The 17,823-nt window shown below is 57.3% G+C and carries 15 protein-coding genes; 6 read left to right on the top strand and 9 right to left on the bottom strand.

Annotated features, from left to right (window positions below; all coding sequences use genetic code 11):
* Nucleotides 1-19 precede the first annotated feature (19 nt).
* Nucleotides 20-649 (top strand): TRAP transporter small permease, encoded by a 630-nt coding sequence (locus tag ACR0LL_RS02990; RefSeq protein ID WP_480583827.1) that lies wholly within the window; start codon nt 20-22, stop codon nt 647-649.
* Between the two features lie 3 nt (nt 650-652).
* Nucleotides 653-2,056 carry a TRAP transporter large permease gene (locus tag ACR0LL_RS02995; protein ID WP_480583830.1) on the top strand — a complete coding sequence of 468 codons (1,404 nt, stop codon included), beginning with the start codon at nt 653-655 and terminating at the stop codon, nt 2,054-2,056.
* 139 nt (nt 2,057-2,195) lie between these two features.
* Here the strand turns inward: ACR0LL_RS02995 and ACR0LL_RS03000 are convergent, their stop codons facing one another.
* A complete protein-coding gene (locus ACR0LL_RS03000; protein ID WP_480565115.1) occupies nt 2,196-3,239 on the bottom strand; it encodes an ornithine cyclodeaminase in 1,044 nt (347 codons plus the stop codon).
* The gene (gene rocF, locus ACR0LL_RS03005; RefSeq protein ID WP_480583833.1) at nt 3,239-4,159 is read right to left on the bottom strand and encodes an arginase; all 921 of its coding nucleotides are present in this window, start codon (nt 4,157-4,159) and stop codon (nt 3,239-3,241) included. The genes ACR0LL_RS03000 and rocF overlap by 1 nt, the downstream gene beginning before the upstream one ends.
* 87 nt (nt 4,160-4,246) lie before the next feature.
* Here rocF and ACR0LL_RS03010 point away from each other — a divergent pair, with 87 nt between their 5' ends.
* Both ACR0LL_RS03010 and mprF read left to right on the top strand, forming a co-directional pair.
* On the top strand, nt 4,247-4,675 hold the full coding sequence (locus ACR0LL_RS03010) for an Lrp/AsnC family transcriptional regulator (protein ID WP_480472343.1): 429 nt from the start codon (nt 4,247-4,249) through the stop codon (nt 4,673-4,675).
* Between the two features lie 113 nt (nt 4,676-4,788).
* Nucleotides 4,789-7,398, top strand: a complete 2,610-nt coding sequence (gene mprF, locus ACR0LL_RS03015) for a bifunctional lysylphosphatidylglycerol flippase/synthetase MprF (RefSeq protein ID WP_480583836.1) — start codon at nt 4,789-4,791, stop codon at nt 7,396-7,398.
* Between the two features lie 3 nt (nt 7,399-7,401).
* Here mprF and ACR0LL_RS03020 read toward each other — a convergent pair whose 3' ends face one another.
* The 6 genes from ACR0LL_RS03020 to ACR0LL_RS03045 all read right to left on the bottom strand — a co-directional run bounded on the left by ACR0LL_RS03020 (nt 7,402) and on the right by ACR0LL_RS03045 (nt 12,133).
* A complete protein-coding gene (locus ACR0LL_RS03020; protein ID WP_480583839.1) occupies nt 7,402-8,952 on the bottom strand; it encodes an efflux transporter outer membrane subunit in 1,551 nt (516 codons plus the stop codon).
* An 11-nt stretch (nt 8,953-8,963) separates the two neighbouring features.
* Entirely contained in the window at nt 8,964-10,109 is a 1,146-nt protein-coding gene (locus ACR0LL_RS03025; RefSeq protein WP_480583842.1) for an HlyD family secretion protein, read from the bottom strand.
* 21 nt (nt 10,110-10,130) lie between these two features.
* The gene (locus tag ACR0LL_RS03030; protein ID WP_480485873.1) at nt 10,131-10,493 is read right to left on the bottom strand and encodes a DUF3302 domain-containing protein; all 363 of its coding nucleotides are present in this window, start codon (nt 10,491-10,493) and stop codon (nt 10,131-10,133) included.
* Nucleotides 10,494-10,528: 35 nt separating this feature from the next.
* Nucleotides 10,529-11,098 carry a disulfide bond formation protein B gene (locus tag ACR0LL_RS03035; protein WP_480583845.1) on the bottom strand — a complete coding sequence of 190 codons (570 nt, stop codon included), beginning with the start codon at nt 11,096-11,098 and terminating at the stop codon, nt 10,529-10,531.
* Between the two features lie 10 nt (nt 11,099-11,108).
* Nucleotides 11,109-11,264 (bottom strand): DUF5993 family protein, encoded by a 156-nt coding sequence (locus ACR0LL_RS03040; RefSeq protein ID WP_480583848.1) that lies wholly within the window; start codon nt 11,262-11,264, stop codon nt 11,109-11,111.
* A 107-nt stretch (nt 11,265-11,371) separates the two neighbouring features.
* Nucleotides 11,372-12,133, bottom strand: a complete 762-nt coding sequence (locus ACR0LL_RS03045) for a DeoR/GlpR family DNA-binding transcription regulator (RefSeq protein ID WP_480583851.1) — start codon at nt 12,131-12,133, stop codon at nt 11,372-11,374.
* A 179-nt stretch (nt 12,134-12,312) separates the two neighbouring features.
* Between ACR0LL_RS03045 and glpD the strand changes: the two genes are divergently transcribed.
* Together glpD and ACR0LL_RS03055 are read left to right on the top strand one after the other, a co-directional pair.
* A complete protein-coding gene (gene glpD, locus ACR0LL_RS03050; protein ID WP_480583854.1) occupies nt 12,313-13,899 on the top strand; it encodes a glycerol-3-phosphate dehydrogenase in 1,587 nt (528 codons plus the stop codon).
* Between the two features lie 195 nt (nt 13,900-14,094).
* Nucleotides 14,095-14,640 carry a DUF2087 domain-containing protein gene (locus ACR0LL_RS03055; protein ID WP_480583857.1) on the top strand — a complete coding sequence of 182 codons (546 nt, stop codon included), beginning with the start codon at nt 14,095-14,097 and terminating at the stop codon, nt 14,638-14,640.
* Nucleotides 14,641-14,683: 43 nt separating this feature from the next.
* Here ACR0LL_RS03055 and ACR0LL_RS03060 read toward each other — a convergent pair whose 3' ends face one another.
* Nucleotides 14,684-17,821 carry an efflux RND transporter permease subunit gene (locus tag ACR0LL_RS03060; RefSeq protein WP_480583861.1) on the bottom strand — a complete coding sequence of 1,046 codons (3,138 nt, stop codon included), beginning with the start codon at nt 17,819-17,821 and terminating at the stop codon, nt 14,684-14,686.
* Nucleotides 17,822-17,823: the final 2 nt, after the last annotated feature.

Here is a 17,823-nt window from a genome sequence, read left to right on the forward strand (position 1 = left end):
AATATTGGGGAATACTGGAATGGCAGGACAGGCCACAGTGCTGGTGGACGGAAGCCGTCTGAGCCAGCTGGATCAGCAGTTGTTGAAACTGGAGCGTTTTCTCGCGCTCATCAGTGGTTTGGCAGTATTTGGCCTGATGGTCCTGGCCGTTATCTCGGTCAGTGGGCGCAATGCCCTGAATGCCCCATTGCCAGGTTATGTTGACTGGATCGAACAGGCGATGCCATTGATCGCATTTCTTGGCATTTCTTATGTTCAACGCGACGGTGGCCACATCCGCATGGACATCGTTTTGTCACGCCTTCACGGCAGATGGTTGTGGCTTTTCGAACTGGTCTCGGTGGTTTTGATCCTGCTTCTGATGCTTGCGCTAGTTTGGGGCAGCTGGTCTCACTTCGACCGATCCTTTGATTTGGGCGCACCATTTTGGAGCCGGGACAGTTCCATTGATATCGGAATTCCGTTGTGGCCCGCGAAACTACTGGCCCCCATCGCGTTTTCCGTTCTGTGCCTGCGGCTTGCCTTGCAGGTCTGGGGATATGGCCGCGCACTATGGCTGGGATTGGAAGCTCCGGTCGCCGTTCCGTTGATACAGGACGCGGCAGCACAAGCAGCGGCTGAGGCCGAACAGTTCGAAGGGCAGGACTGATTTATGGACACGATTGAAATTGGCCTCTGGGTCACGGGCGGGCTTCTGATCTTTGTCGTGGTCGGCATGCGCGTGGCCTTTGCTGCGGGCTTGGCCGGGCTAATTGGACTTGTTTGGATTTTTTGGGCCAAGTTTGGGTATGATCCGGCGCGGTTCGGTAAAGCGCTGACTGTTGCGGTCAAAACCGCCGGGCAAGTGCCGCATTCCAAAGTTGCCTCTCATACTCTTAGCCTGATCCCGACCTTTATCCTGATCGGGTATTTGGCTTATTACGCAGGTCTCACGCGGGCGTTGTTTGAAGCTGCCAAACGCTGGGTCGCATGGGTCCCCGGAGGGTTGGCGGTTTCAACCGTATTCGCCACCGCCGGTTTCGCCGCGGTTTCGGGTGCCTCGGTTGCCACCTCTGCCGTCTTCGCCCGTATCGCGATCCCGGAAATGCTGAAGGTCGGCTACAACAAACGCTTTGCTGCCGGTGTGGTGGCCGCCGGAGGAACGCTGGCCTCGTTGATCCCACCATCGGCCATTCTGGTGATCTACGCGATCATCGTCGAGCAGGATGTCGGGAAGCTACTTTTGGCGGGGTTCATTCCGGGTGCGTTTTCCGCGATCATCTATGCCGTGCTGATTGTCGGGATCGCCGTGATTTTCAAATCCGTCGGTCCCCCGGTCACAGGCTTTACATGGAAACAGCGCTTTTCGGCCCTTCCCGGAGCCATTCCTATTGTCGCCGTCATCCTGATCATCATCTGCTTTGTCTATAACCCATTTGGTGAAAAAGCGTGGGGCACGCCGACGGAAGGCGGCGCAATCGGCGCTTTCATTGTCTTCTGCTTCGCCCTGTTTCACGGGATGCGTTGGAGCGAGTTCAAATCCGCGCTGCTGGAGACGGCCAAGCTTACCGCAATGATCTTTTCGATCATCTGGGGCGTTCTGATCTATGTGCGGTTTCTAGGGTTCGCAGATCTTCCCGGCGCCTTTTCAGACTGGATAACCAGCCTTGAAATGTCACCCATGATGATCCTGATCTGCATTCTGCTGGCTTACGCGGTGCTTGGCATGTTCATGGATGCGATAGGAATGCTTCTTTTGACCTTGCCTGTTGTTTATCCGGCGGTCATGGCGCTGAACGGTGGTGAAACGGTCAGTGCTGCAGACAGTGCGTTTGGCATGTCCGGGCCGATGTGCGCGATTTGGTTTGGAATTCTGGTCGTCAAGATGGCCGAGTTTTGCCTGATTACGCCGCCGATTGGGTTGAATTGCTTTGTCGTCGCCGGGGTGCGCCCGGATTTGAGTGTTCAGGATGTCTTCAGGGGTGTGACACCCTTTTTCGTGGCCGACGCCCTGACCATAGCAATGCTTGTGGCATTTCCTGGTATTGTACTCTACCTGCCATCTCTTGCGGGGTAGGTAGGATGCGAGGCTCTGCCTCGCGCTCCGGGATATTTAGAGCCAGATGAAGAACGGATCCCCTGCTTCATCTGGCCAATAAATATCCCGGGGGAGGCGCCCGGCACGGGTGGCGGGGGCAGAGCCCCCTTAGGCGCGCCTAACCGGCCCGCATCAGCATTCCGAACAGGTCGCGCGGATCGTCCGGGTCGGCCAACATGTCCAGTGGCTCAAAGAATGCAGTGCCTTTGATCGCCTGCTTGACATAGCGTAGGGCTGAGAAATCTTCGATCGCGAAGCCAACACTGTCGAACAGGGTGATTTGGCGGTCGTCTGTGCGCCCTTTGGCAGCTCCGGTCATAACCTGCCACATCTCGGTCACGGGATGATCAGCATCCAGCGCTTGAATCTCGCCCTCGATCCGGGTTTGCTCGGGGTATTCGACAAAGATGTCCGAGCGCAGCAGGATATCCCGATGCAATTCAGTCTTGCCGGGACAATCGCCACCGATGGCGTTGATGTGGACGCCGGGGCCGACCATGTTGTCGGTGAGTATGGTGGCATATTTCTTGTCGGCCGTGCAGGTGGTGATGATCTGAGCGCCTTCAATAGCGTCTTCCGGTGTCTTGCATGGGATGACCGTCAGGCCTTTGCCTTGCAGGTTTGCGGTGCATTTCGCTGTTGCACCGGGATCGGTATCGTAAAGCCGGACAGTGTCGATCCCGCACATTGCCTTGAAAGCGAGGCATTGAAACTCGGACTGCGCCCCATTGCCGATCATGGCCATGGTGGTGGCATTCTTTGGGGCAAGATAGCGCCCGACCAGAGCAGACGTTGCCGCCGTGCGCAACGCCGTCAGCATGGTCATTTCGGTCAGAAGGGTGGGGTACCCAGTGTAAACATCCGCCAGCAATCCGAATGCGGTCACTGTTTGCAGACCCTCGGAGGTGTTTTTGGGATGGCCGTTCACGTATTTGAACCCATATGCCTCCCCATCCGAGGTGGGCATCAGTTCAATCACACCGTGGGGAGAATGCGCCGGAATGCGCGGGGTCTTGTCAAAGCTTTCCCACCGTTTGAAATCGGATTCGATTTGATCGGCGATCTGTACGATCATCTGTTCGACACCTATGTGGTGAATCAGCCGCATCATGTTGTCGACGGACACAAAAGGCACGAGCGCCTTTTCAGAAGGTTGGGTCATCAGAAACTCCGGGTGGGGCGGTCAAAGATGCGACGGCCCATAAGTGAGGCGGCCAGATCGACCATCAGTTTTGCGGTGCGGCCACGTTCATCCAGGAACGGGTTCAGTTCGACAAGATCCAGCGAACTGACCAGTCCGCTTTCATGCAGCAGTTCCATGACCAGATGAGCCTCGCGCTCGGTCGCACCGCCGGGAACAGTTGTGCCGACGGCAGGGGCAATGGCCGGATCCAGGAAATCAACATCCAACGAGACGTGGAGAAGAGCGTTTTCGGCTTTCACGCGATCCAGGAACGCCAGCAACGGCGCCTTGATCCCATGTTCGTCAATGCTGCGCATGTCGGCCAGCATGGCGCGGTCCTGTTCCAGCGCCAAACGTTCCGCCGGGTCGACAGAGCGCAGGCCGATCATGCCGACTCGATCGGTTGGGACGACAGCGGGTAAGGGCGGAAGCGCCTCGAAACCCGACCTTCCTGTGAAATAGGCGACAGGTGTGCCATGCAGGTTGCCGCTGTCTGAGCTGTCGGGGGTGTGAAAGTCACTATGGGCATCCAGCCACAGAACGAACAGTGGGCGGTCGACCTTAGCAGCATAGGCGGCCATCCCGGTCACGGTTCCCATGGACAATGCGTGATCGCCGCCCATGAAGATTGGAATGCCCTGTTTAGCTGCTGTCAGTGCGGTCTTGCTCAGCGCTTGCGTCCATCCGACGCATTCGGGCAGCGCGAACAGGTGCGGATGCTCGGGCAGGTCCGTTTTTCCAGGTTGCACGTCGCCCCAATCGCAAACGGAGTGACCAAGATCGGCCAAGGCCTGATCCAGCCCAGCCACGCGATATGCATCAGGACCCATTCGGCAACCCTGACGCCGTTTTCCGGCGTCCATCGGCGCGCCGACTAAAATGATGTTTTTGCGTTCCATGTGGTTCATTTAGGCCGTCACTGTGTCTTGCGTGAAGAGCACAAAATGCTCAAAATGGATCAGGAAACTCCTTAATGAGAAGGTAATATGGACGAATTGGATAGTCGTCTGCTGGGCGCATTGCAGCGTGACGCGCGCGCCAGCCTGTCAGAGCTGTCGGAAACGCTTGGTGTGACCCGCACTACGGTGCGCAGCCGTTTGCAACGGCTCAAGCAATCCGGTGAGATCGTCGGTTTTACCGTGTTGACGCGTCGGGATCTGGCGCAAAGCCCGGTACGTGGGCTGATGATGCTGGAAATCGAGGGGCGCGGCACCGAGCGCGTGATGTCCCGGATCGGGGCCATGCGGCAGGTCACGGCGGTCCATTCGACCAACGGCAGTTGGGATTTGATTGCCGAAATCAGTACTGAAACTCTGGCCGAACTGGACGAGGTTCTGTTTCATATTCGCAGGATCGACGGCGTTACACGTTCGGAAACGAACCTGCTGCTGTCAACACGCAAGGGGCGGCTCTAGTACTTTGAGATGAATGCGACTTGTGCCAGAGTTTGTGAGTAGACAGGGTGCGACTTACCCTTAGGTAGGCCGCTTGCTGACTAAGGGTTCAGTATTTCCGGAAGGCTTGCGGCATGACCACATCTGAAAATGGTGACGAACCTTTGGCCGGACAGTGGGCCGAACGACTTGCTGGTCTGCTGGAAAAACCCTGGCTGCGCATCGCGATACCGGTCGTTATTACCGGGATTGCCCTTTCGGTTTTGCACGATCTGTCGGCCCATGTGAAATGGTCGGATGTCCAGACCGATATTTCGGCGACATCATGGAAATTGATGTTTTTTGCGATGTGCTGGACAGCGTTCAGCTTTTTGTCGCTGTCGCTCTATGATGTGTTCGCGGTACAGAGCGTGGCAGATGGCAAGGTGCCGTTACCCGTGGCGGGGATGGCCGGAGCCAGCGGATACGCGGTGTCGAACTGCCTAGGGTTTTCCTACATCACGGGAACTGCGATCCGGTATCGAATATATGCGTCGCTTGGCTTGGACCTTGGCCGGGTGGCTGGCGTAATCGCGACCTCGTGGGTAGCGTTCTGGATGGGTCTGATCCTGATTTTGGGCTTATTGCTGACCCTGCACCCGGATGGAATATCCAAGGTGATGCCCGTCAGCGAAACGGTCGAAACCACCATAGGATTGTGCTTGCTGGCTGCATTTGTCGCGATGTTCATTTGGCTGTCCAGCGGTGGCCGGCGGTTGGCCGTTGCAGGCGTCGGTTTCGATCTGCCCGGAGGGAAACTGGCGGGCCTGCTGACGTTGGCTGCCATTGGCGACCTGTTTGGCGCATCCATGGTGCTTTACGTTTTGATGCCGGATGATCTGGGTGTCGGGTACCCGTATTTCTTCACGATCTATATCGCTGCCATTGCCGTTGGGATCCTAAGCCATGCGCCGGGTGGGATCGGCGTGTTTGAGGCGACATTGATTGCCGGTCTGGGGGCGTCAGGCCGTTCGGATGTGATTGCTGCGTTGCTGCTTTATCGGGTGGTTTACACTTTTCTGCCATTTGCAGTCGCCAGCCTTTCCATTGCCGTTGCATCTGCCTTGACGCAAAGAAACTTGATCGGCGGTGCCGCCATCTGGGTCTATCGCGTGATCCGTCCCATGGTTCCGATGGTAGCGGCCGGGGTTGCCGCGGTGGCCGGGGTAATCTTGCTGGTGTCGGGCGCGCTGCCAGCGGGGGCGCAAAAGCTCAGCACACTGAAAGATATGCTGCCGCTTTCGTTTGTCGAGGCTTCGCATCTTGCAGGCAGTGTCGTTGGGGTGTTGCTATTGCTGGTGTCGCGCGGGTTGTTCCGCAAGCTCTACCGGGCATGGGTCGTTGCGATGGTGTTGATGGGGGTGGGGTTCTTTGCGTCGCTTGCAAAGGGGCTCGACATCCACGAGGCGTTTTCGATGCTGGGAACGATTGGGCTGCTGGCTATGTTTCGTGGCGCGTTCTACCGGGTCAGTGGTGCGTCGATATTTCGGCTGAACATCCCATGGCTGATCAGTGTCGTGGTTCTGTTGGCGGTGATATTCTGGATCGGGCTGTTTGCATATTCGCATGTCGAATACCAAAACGATCTGTGGTGGCAGTTTGCCTGGAACGGTGACGCCTCGCGCTTTCTGCGGTCCAGCCTTGTTGTAGCCGTGATCGTGGGCATTGTTGCCGTGAACTCTCTGTTCGGGCGTGAGATTCCGACACCACAGCGGGTTGAAATCCCAGAGGTTGTCGAGCGGCTGGTGATGGAGAGTGAGGATACGGAGTCGCAAATCTCGCTTACCGGTGACAAGCAATTCCTGGTTTCACCGGATGAGACCGCGTTTATAGCCTACGCAGACACGGGCAATGCGCTGATTTCAAAAGGAGAACCGGTTGGTGACGAGAGGGCCGGGCAGCAACTGATTTGGCAGCTTCGGGAAATGGCGGATCGTGAAGGTAAACTCTGTGCTTTCTACAGTGTCTCGACCAAATATCTGCCGACTTTTCTGGATCTTGGACTGTCGATCCTGAAGATTGGCGAGGTTGCGCGGGTGTCATTGCACGATTTCTCGCTGGACGGAAAGTCGCGCAAGCGGTTCCGGCAGGCCAAGAACCGTGCTGAACGCGAAGGATATGTGTTCGAGATCATTCCGAAGGAAGAACTGAGGCCTCTGTTGTCAGATTTGCGTGGGATTTCAGACCGCTGGCTTGCGCAAAAGGCCGGTGCAGAAAAGGGCTTTGCACTGGGGGGATTTGATGATCAATACCTGTCCTATTTCGATCATGCGATCCTGCGTGATGGCAACACCGGCAAGGTCATGGCCTTTGCCAATCTGTTCCAAGGAGGGAACAAGTCCGAGCTGTCACTGGACCTCATGCGTTATGAACCCGATAGCCCAAGTTTCGTCATGGACGCTCTTTTCGCCGACATGATGGATTGGGGGGCGCAGCAGGGGTTTCACTGGTTTTCACTGGGTGCGGCACCGTTTTCAGGGATCGAAAACCGTCAGCTTGCTTCGCTTTGGAACCGCATCGGTGGGTTCGTTTACGAACATGGCGAACAGTTCTACCATTTTGAGGGCCTTCGTGCGTTCAAGCAGAAGTTCGATCCGGAATGGAGCCCGAACTATCTGGCCAGCCCCGGCGGGCTGGCCGCGCCCCGCATCCTCTATGAGGTTAATATCCTGATCTCGGGCGGGTTGCGCGGGTTAACCAAGTAGCACCTAATTCAGGCTTGCGCGGGTTGGGGTTTTCTGCAGCAGATCGCCCCAATCCGTGCGATAGGCCATCTCGGCCAGAACGGTTTCGGGCAGGAATTCCTGATTTTGCCGGATTTGCCATCCGCCGCCCAAACCCTTGTAAACCGCCACCAGATTGCTGGATACCTGCTGCCGTGCCTCGATCAGATTGGCCTGCGACCGCAATAGTGCGGTCTGGGTGTTCAGCACGCGCGAATAATCGGCAATGCCATCTGTATATTGGCTGACGGCGATTTCGGCAGCTTTGCGTGAGGCGTCGACACTTTGCTGATAGAACCCGACCTGCTTACGTGCCTGCGCATAAGCGACCATGGCACTTTCAACCTCGGAATAAGCGGTCAGCACAGTGTTCTGATAATTCGCAATCAGCGCCTGGTAAGCGGCGTCCTGCGCGCGAACATTGTTCTTGATGCGGCCATAGTTCAGCACATTCCAGACCACACCCGCACTGGCCAGTCCGGTTGTGCTGCCGCCGCCGAACAGATCGCGCCCGCCGGATGCCTGCAAGCCGATTGCGCCTGACAGGATGAATTGGGGATACAGGTCCGCCATCGCGATGCCCACCTGCGCCGACTGCGTGGCTGCCGCCAGTTCAGCCGCGCGCACATCCGGGCGGCGACGCAGCAATTCAGCGGGAACGCCCACAGCCACATTTGCCCAGGCCGATGGAATGCGTCCGGTATTGCCCAACAGACCGGTCATGCGAGAAGGTGTCGTGCCCAATAACACCGCAAGCGCGTTCTTGGTCTGTTGCAGGTCGCTTTCCAGTTCGGGTACCAGCGCCTTAGTGTTGTTCAACAGGGCGGTGGATTCCTGCACGTCCAGTTCCGTGGTGACGCCATTGTTGAACCGCAGCTGAGTCAGGTCTGCCGAGTCCTGCTGCAATTTGATGTTCTCGCGCGCAATTGCCAGCGTCTCTTGCAGCGCCCGGATATTGACGTAAAGCGCGGCGACGTCCCCGGTCAGCGTAACCAACGCGTCGTCGTAGTTTGCCACTTGCAGGGCCAGGTTGGATCGCGCCGCCTGAACACCGCGCCGCTGGGCGCCCCAGACGTCCAACTCCCACTGGGCATCGAAGCCGACTTGCGAGGTCGAGAATTCGGTATCCAGCGGGATGACGCGATTGACATCCGAAATTGGCCCCAGATTGTCGCTGATCTGGCGCCGTTCAAGCGAGCCGCCAATGGCCTGCGACTGCGGGTAAAGCTCGCCAAAGGCGATACCCAGTTGCGCGCGCGCCTGCAAAACCCGCGCACCAGCGACCTGAAGTGTCAGGTTCTGGGCGTAGGCCTCGGCAATCAGTTTGTTGAGGGTCGGATCATTGAATGTCTGCCACCATTTCACGACAGGCGCACTGCGCGAAGTCAGCCCGCTTTGACCGGCGCTGGGGTTGTTGACCTCAATCCATTGTTTCACGACAGGTGAGTTGGGGCGCACGAAATCCGGTCCAACGGGTGTGCAAGCCGCGAGAGTGGCGGCGCAAATGGCGGTTCCCAACAACCTGCGGAGTGTCATGGCGCGCATCCTCAGATATCCAGGGGTCGGATGAAGTTGGCGAAGGAATAAAGGCGGATGTTGATGCGTCTCAGAAACTCAAAACTTTTGCCCTGGCCTGTATAGATCGCCACAGCGGCATGGCCGCCCGCTGGGAAAATGTGGTCTTCCGGCACATCGACGGTGATCTGAACCGCAATCCGACCGGGCAGTTTGGGCAGCTCGAAACCGGGCAGGCGGCCCGACGGGATGAGTTGCCCTTGCCGGGTGGCCCACCAGATCGCTTCGACCTTGCCCGTCAGGATTTCGCCGGGATAAAGATCAAGCGCGACTTCGACCTCTTGTCCCGGTTCGACAAATTTCAGGTTCTGCTGGCGGAATGTGGCAAGGATATAAGGGCTTTCATCAGTCACAAAGCTGGCGATCGCACCCAACCGGACGTCACCGACCACCAATCCGGGGCGGGCCTGCTGTGAGACGATCATGCCATTTTCAGGCGCATAGATTGTTGTGTTTTCCAGAAAATACTCGGCCTCGGCCAATTGCGCCTGCGCCTGAAGGATGCCGGTGTTCACGCCGTCAATCTGCGATTCCAGCGCCAGTTGAGCCTTGGACAGGTTGGCCCCAGCCTGTTTGACGGCGGCCTGGTCTTCGGTCACCTGTTCGTTCCATTGATCCAGATCGTCCTGACGGGCGCCTCCGGCCGGAACAAGATTCTCATACCGCGCCTGTTGGGTTTGCGCATAGGCCAATTGCGCATTGGCCCGTTCGACAGCTTCGGTCGACGCAATGACATCCTGTTCAAGGATTTTAGCATTCTGCTGTGCCGCCACCAACTGGGCCTGCGCATTATCGACCGCCAGCGAAAACACCGTGTCATCGAACCGATACAGCGGATCGCCCTTTGTGACCGGTGTATTTGGTTCGACAAGCACCTCGGACAGGATCGTTGGCTGTGTCAGCTTGGGGATTATCTGTATGGTCGAGCGTACCACGTGGCTGTCTGCCGAAAATGGTTGAAAGAAGCGAAGCGCCACAAGGAAGATCAGCAGCAGATGTGCACCCACCCAGAACGAAGCAATGCCCCAGGCAATGTTGAACTTCAGCCATTCCAGCTTGAAGAAAATGAGCCAGACGAAAATGATGTAGAACAGCGTGATGCCGAGGGCGACGAACATAGGTATTAGGGTCCTTCGGTCTTAACTGGGTTGTGTGTCGTCTGTGTCCAGACGATCCTGGTATTCGGGTTTGACCTTGCCGCCCAGGCGTTTAATTTCATCTCGAATGGCATCTTTTTCCTCGTCCGGGCCCCGGCGAATATCGACCGTGACGCCATCGTGGAAAGCCCACATGAAGGCGTGAACCCAAGGCACGACAGCCAAAAACCCCATCCATCCCATGATCTTTACGGCTTCGGCATGGGGATGATTACGTTTGATCGCGATCCGCCCCGGAAGGCCCATAATGAACAGGAACAGCGCCATAACTGCTGCAAGCAGCAGGATCAGCGCGACCAATGTCAGATAGTCATAATAGCCCAGCGGCTGGCCCAATAGTCCCATGTGCGTGCCTCCATCAGGGGAAGGTTAGGGTATCCTCAATCATTCGTTTTCAGTTCGTCAATCAACTTGTAGTCCGTTGGCGGGTCATCACAAATGCCCGGTCCGCATTCCAGCAGAGTTGAACCGGCGTTCAGTACGGCAAGTGCCAGCATGACAAAGAAGGCGGTTTTGGCCAGCTTGTTTCCCCCAAAACGTACCTCGCTGGCCGCGCCCGAGTCATATTGGCGATCAAACAGCAGCATGAACGACGTACCCAGCAGGACAAGGAAAAAGGCGATGCCCGCCCAAGTGTAATAATGCAGCCCCAGAACGGGCGATCCGTAGTGGCCGGTTCCAGGCACAATGTGCAACAGGATTTGCCGGATCGAAACACTGCCGCCATACAAAGCGGCAATCAGCATGATGGCATAGTGCTGCGGTCGCGCGCCATAAAGCAGGTTCAGGCCCAGCCCGACGCCGACGGCTACAAAGCCGACACGCTGCAACAGGCAAAGCGGACAGGGCAGTTCGTAAAGGACAAGTTGATAGAAGAATGCCAGCGCCAGAACGAGACTGACGGCCAGCATTCCGATCGCGTTTAGTGTACGTGACAGTTCGGGTGTCATGATGAGGCCCTCAAAGCTGAATTGTCAGCTGACTGGTGGCGTGGAATTTCAACCAGTAGATACTGAGGGCAATTGTAAGGAAGAACAGCGCTTTGCCTGCCTTTGTCATGTTGAAATAGTTGAGCCCCATCGTGGCGGTAAGTAGTGCAAATAAAAGCGCAATCATGGCCCGGTGCTCCCCTCCCGTGCACATATCTTTATGAAGACGATAGTGTCAGGCCGGGTGGCATCTGGCAAGCGACGCGGTAATTTGGGGACTATTCTTAATGTCCGCTAGTTACACAGGACGATGTCCGTTTGCCATTCCTGACTGCGCAGGTGCAGATCGCCTGGTAACGGCGCATCCGTGTAAATTGCGTCGATTTCTGCCAAAGAAGTGATGCGGGCCGGGGCCGAGCGGTGAAACTTGGAATAGTCGGCAACCAGAAATGTGCGGCGTGCCTGCACAATGATGGTCTGGCTGACTTGTACCTCCTGAAAGTCGAAGTCCAGAAGATCTCCGTCAGTGTCCAAAGCTGAACAGCCGATTACGGCAAGGTCAAATTTGAATTGCCGAATGGTCGAAACAGTCAGGTTCCCGATCAACCCGCCGTCGGTGCGCCGCAGAACGCCACCGGCCATGACGACCTCACAATCCGGGTTCTCAATCAGAATGTTTGCGACATTCATGTTGTTGGTCACAACCATCAGATTCTTGTGGTTCAGCAATTGCCGCGCCACGGCCTCGGTGGAGGTTCCGATGTTCATGAAGATCGATGCGCCGTCGGGGATATCGGTGGCGCAAGCCTTTGCAATACGGGTCTTGGCGTCGGCGTTCAGGGCACGGCGGTCTTCATATCCGATGTTGGACACGCCCGAGCGCAGCACCGCGCCGCCATGCACCCGATCCAGTTTACCTGCCTCGGCCAGCTCGGTCAGGTCGCGCCGGATCGTCTGGACCGTGACACCAAATCTTTCGGCCAACCCGTCAACGGTGACGCGGCCTTCGGCCCCGGCAATGTCCAGAATGTCAGATTGGCGAAAAGACAGGGACATGGTGTTTCCAAACTTGAAGTGCTTCTTTCGTTTTTGTTCTTTTTGGCCGGTTTTGCAAGGAAGGTGTTAGAAAATTTCAGGTTACTGTTACAAAGCGAAAAAATTCGAACAAAAACATTGACCATACGAAGGATGTTCTGGCAAATGCCTGTCATCCATCCTGACAAGGAATCATTGGTATGCGGTCAGCCGACGTTCAGACAACGGACCTTTTTATCATCGGTGGCGGGATCAATGGTTGCGGCATCGCTCGGGATGCTGCTGGTCGCGGGCTGTCAGTTACATTGGCAGAGATGAATGATCTGGCCTCGGCCACGTCATCAGCCTCGACGAAATTGTTTCATGGCGGTTTGCGCTATCTGGAGTATTTCGAAATCCGTCTGGTCCGTGAGGCACTGATCGAGCGTGAAACCCTGTTGCGCGCGATGCCGCATATCAGCTGGCCGATGCGCTTTGTGCTGCCATACCACAAGGACATGCGGTTTGACTCGGAAACGCCGACCTCTCGGCTGCTCAGTACGGTCATGCCGTGGATGCGCGGGCGGCGTCCGGCTTGGCTGATCCGGTTGGGTTTATTCATGTATGACAATCTGGGTGGTCGCAAAATCCTGCCGGGCACCACGTCGCTGAACCTGCGATCGGCTCCGGAAGGCGTCCCGTTAAAGGACAAGTTCGAAACGGCTTATGAATATTCTGATTGCTGGATCGAAGACTCGCGGTTGGTGGTTCTGAATGCCCGCGACGCCGAGGCGCGCGGTGCGCAGATCATGGTGCGAACCGAGGTGATTTCGGCCGAGCGGGTGGACGACCTTTGGCAGGTATCGATTCGTGATCGCAGCAGCGGCGAAACCCGTCTTGTTCGGGCCAGAATGCTGATCAATGCGGGTGGCCCTTGGGTCGGGGACATCATCCAGACCAAGATCCGTGTGAACTCACGCGAGGGTGTTCGGCTTGTTCGGGGCAGCCATATTGTGACATCCCGGCTGTATGACCACGACAAGTGCTATTTCTTTCAGGGCGAAGACGGCCGCATCATTTTCGCCATTCCATATGAGCAGGACTTTACCCTGATCGGCACAACGGATCAGGATCACCCGGACCCTGACACGAAACCCGTCTGTACCGAGGCCGAGCAGGAGTATCTGTGCGCCTTCGCATCGAAGTATTTCAAGCGCGCTGTGACCCGCGAAGATGTTGTGTGGACCTATTCTGGTATGCGGCCGCTTTATGACGACGGTGCCAGCAGTGCCACCGCAGCAACGCGAGATTACACGCTGAAAGTCGATGCGCAGGGTGGGGCGCCTGTATTGAACGTGTTTGGCGGCAAGATCACCACCTATCGCAGGCTCGCGGAAAGTGCTCTGGAGAAGGTTGGTGAATTCTTTCCAAATATGCCGGGCCCCTGGACCGCTGGTGTGGCGTTGCCGGGCGGTGACTTTCCGGTTGACGCTGTTGAAGCCCTGACTGACCAGCTTCAGGCCGCGTATCCGTTTCTGGGTGCCGCCTGGGCTGCACGCCTGATCAGGGCCTATGGAACCGAAGCAACAGATGTCCTTGGGGATGCGCAACAGCTGTCTGATCTGGGTGAGGATTTTGGCGCAACCCTGACCGCGCGGGAAGTCGCGTGGCTGATCGACAAGGAATATGCACGGACCGCCGAAGATGTCGTCTGGCGGCGCAACAAGCTGGGCCTGCGACTGAATGCCGAGCAGATCGCGCGGATCGACGGCTGGATGGCTGAACGGCTGGCCCCCGGCTCGACCTGATCCATCTTTCTATCCTCTTGGCGGGTGATGAGTGTTGTGCTAGCCGTTGGATACGGTCGGCAGACACCGAGGCGTCGCTGCTCTTACCCAGAGTGCTAAACCTGCCAGTGTATGGGAAACTATCGCAACCATCAGGGCGTTGTTTCGTCAAGTCAGCGACCAACGATCGCGCAAAACGCCCGATATGGATTTGTGATGAGCAAAACTCCTGTACCCTTGCACGCCGATGATCTGACCGGATTCGTGCGTATCCTGTCCCAACAACTTGGCGACTCCAGCCCGTCGCACCTGACCCTGATGAATATGGTCGCTCGTGCCGCCGGGTTTCAGAACGTGCAACATATGCGCGCCACCAGTGCCGCTGCCAGGCGGATCGAGGCTCGCCCGAAACAACCAGTTGCTGACATGCGCACGGTTGAGCGCACACTGCACCTGTTCGACGGGCAGGGCAGACTTCGGCAATGGCCGTCAAAACGATCGGTGCAGACTTTGTCTTTGTGGGGGCTCTGGTCTGCGGTACCGGCAGCCGTGGCGCTGCAAGAAGGTGCGGTCAACGTGTGCCTCAATGCCGAACATTGTTTTGATGACCCTGCAACCCTGCGCCGGACCATGATTTCCTGTGGGCTGCTGACACGGAACCGGGATGGATCGGATTATCGCCGGGTCGAGCAGGCGCCGACACCAGAGGCAAAGGTGGTGATCCGCGAACTCTCTGATCGGCGGCGGGAAAGATCAGACTGACACCAGAAAAAAAGCCCCGCTGATGGGCGGGGCTTTGATCGGATCAGGCCGCTTCTTCTGAAGGGCCGGGATCGTTTTTACTGCCTTTCAGCCACTCGCGCATGCTTTGCATCAGGGCGTAGAGGACAGGCACCACGATCACGCCAACCAGCGTCGCGGCCAACATACCACCGAACACGGCGACACCGATGGCTTTCTGGCTGGCCGCACCCGCACCATTGGCAGCCAGCAGCGGTACGACGCCCAGCAGGAAAGACAGGGCTGTCATCATGACAGCGCGGAACCGCTGATGAGCTGCCTCGACGGCAGCGTTCTTGATCGAAAGACCCTTGGCGCGCTGTTCCATTGCAAACTCGACGATCAGAATGCCGTTCTTCGAAGCCAACCCCACCAGCATGATCATCCCGATCTGCGTATAGAGGTTGATGTCACTGCCAACGATGGCAACTGCCGCCACCGCCCCGAACAGGGCCACGACCACAGACAGCAAGATCGAGACCGGCATAGTCCAGCTTTCATACTGTCCAACCAGAAACAGGTAACCGAATAGGATAGCCAGCCCCAGAATGACGATCACCAGGCTGCCTGACGCCAACTGTTGTTGTGCCGTCCCCGTCCATTCGAACGAGTATCCCGGCGGCAGAGCCGAAGCAGAGACCTCTGTCATCGCTGTGATCGCGTCGCCGCTGGACAGGCCCGGCGCTGGCACCGCTGTCACCGTTGCCGACCGGAACAGGTTATGCCGTTTCAGCAGAACCGGCCCCAAAACGTTTTCCACGTCAATCAGGGTACCCAGTGGCACCATGTCGCCCTTCTGTGAACGCACATAGAGGCTGGCAATGTCATCGACATTGTCGCGATAGCTGCCTTCCGCCTGGATCATTACGCGATAGACGCGACCAAACAGGTTGAAGTCGTTGACATAATACGACCCCAGCTGGGCTTGCATGGTCTGGAAAATCTCAGCCACCGAGACGTCCAGTGTCTTGGCTTTCTCGCGGTCCAGATCCACGAACAGCTGCGGAACGTTGGCACGGAATGTCGTATAGGCTTGCCCGATCTCGGGTCGTTGGTTGGCCGAATAGACAAACGACCCCACAGCCGATGCCAGATCCTGCGGTGAACCGCCACCGGTTTGCTGCACCTCCATCTCAACCCCGGCAGACATGCCGAGACCCTGAATTGGCGGCGGGTTGAAGGCAACGGTCGAGGCTGCGGTCTCATTATTCGCGATGGCCAGCACCTTGGCTAAAATGGCTTCGGCGCTCAGGTCTTCTTCCTGCCGTTCGCTCCAGTTGTCGAGGTTCACGAAGATCGCAGCGCCGTTGGTGATTGTGCCGTTCAGCAATGAGAAGCCATTGATCAGAACGGTGCTGGACACACCCGGGATCTCGCGTATCTGGTCATCGAGGCGCTTTGTCACGGCCTCGGTCCGTTCCAGCGTCGCGGCGTCAGGCAGTTGCACGTCGACAAAGAGATAGCCATTGTCTTCCAGCGGGATAAACCCGGCGGACGTGTTTGACATGATTGCCCCTGTTCCCATGCCGAGCCCAACCACGATGGCCAGCGCGATAGCCGGAAATACAAGCAGTTTGCGAACAATGGCGACATAGCCGTTGCGAACGCCACCAATGAAGTTTTCGAACAGTGCAAGCAGCCCTTTGGGCGGCCCTGAGCGGGCCTTAAGGACCAGCCCACACAGCGCGGGCGACAGTGTCAGCGCGTTGATCGACGAGATCACAACAGCGGTCGAGATCGTGACAGCGAACTGAGAGTACAGCCGCCCTGAGATGCCCGGCATGAAGGTCACGGGCACGAATACCGCCAGCAATACCAGCGTGGTCGCGATGACCGGGCCTGTGATCTGCCCCATCGCCTTACGGGTGGCTTCGGCTGGGGGCAGCCCCTCATCAGCGATGATGCGCTCGACGTTTTCGACCACGACGATGGCGTCATCAACCACGATCCCAATGGCCAGTACCAGCGCGAACAGCGAGATCGTGTTCAACGACATGCCGAAGGCCAGCAAGAAAGCAAACGTGCCGATCAGTGAGACCGGGATGGCAACCGCGGGGATGATCGTCGCACGCCAACTTCCCAGGAACACAAAAACGACCGAGATCACGAGGGTGAAGGTCAGGATCAGTGTCGATACGACGTCATTCAAAGAGGCTTCGACAAAGTCTGTTGTGTTGAAGGGTACTTCATATTCGACATCCGTCGGGAATGCGCGGGACAGCCGCTCCAGTTCCGCCTGCACGCGCTCTGAAACGGCCAGGGCGTTTGCGCCTGGGGCTTGATAGATGCCGATGACGGTGGCAGGCACGGCCTGAAAATAGCCGGATGCCGAGTAGAATTCTGCACCAAGCTCAACTCGGGCGATGTCCCTTACGCGGATAATTGCGCCAGCATCTCCAGTACGGATCACGATATCGCCAAATTCTTCGGCGGATGTCAGTCGCCCTTTGGACTTGATCGTGTATTGAAAGGTCTGGCCTTCGGGAACAGGTGGCGCACCGATCGAACCGGCGGACACTTCGATATTCTGTTCGCGGATCGCGTTGATCACGTCACCTGGCGTGATGGAAAGGGCCGCCATCTTGTCAGGGTCCATCCAGACCCGCATGGCGTATTCCAAGTTGGTCAGAACATCAGCTTTACCCACGCCCTGCACACGCGCCAGCGCATCGCGCAGGTTGATCGAGGCATAGTTGGAAAGAAACACGCTGTCATAGGTGCCGTTGGGCGAGGTCAGCGTGACCAGCATCAGCATGTTGGTCGACGATTTTTGTGTGACAACGCCCGAAGATGTCACTTCGGAGGGCAACGACGACATTGCCTGTGCCACCCGGTTCTGAACGTTGACCGAGGCGATATCAGGGTCGGTGCCAACTTCGAAAGTTACGTCCAACGAATACGAGCCGTTGTCAGACGATCTGGACGTCATGTAGATCATGTCGTCCACGCCGTTTACCTGCGCCTCGATCGGAGCGGCGACGGTGTTTTCCACTGTTTCCGCATTTGCTCCGGTGTATTTGGTGGATACGTTGACCACGGGCGGAGTAATGTCGGGGAACTGCGCGACCGGCAGCACCAGATAGCCGATGCCACCCATGATGGTCAGCACAAGCGAAATGACTAACGCCAGCTTCGGCCGGCTGATGAACAGGGCTGAGAACATCG

This window comes from Ruegeria sp. AI2, from assembly GCF_056541275.1.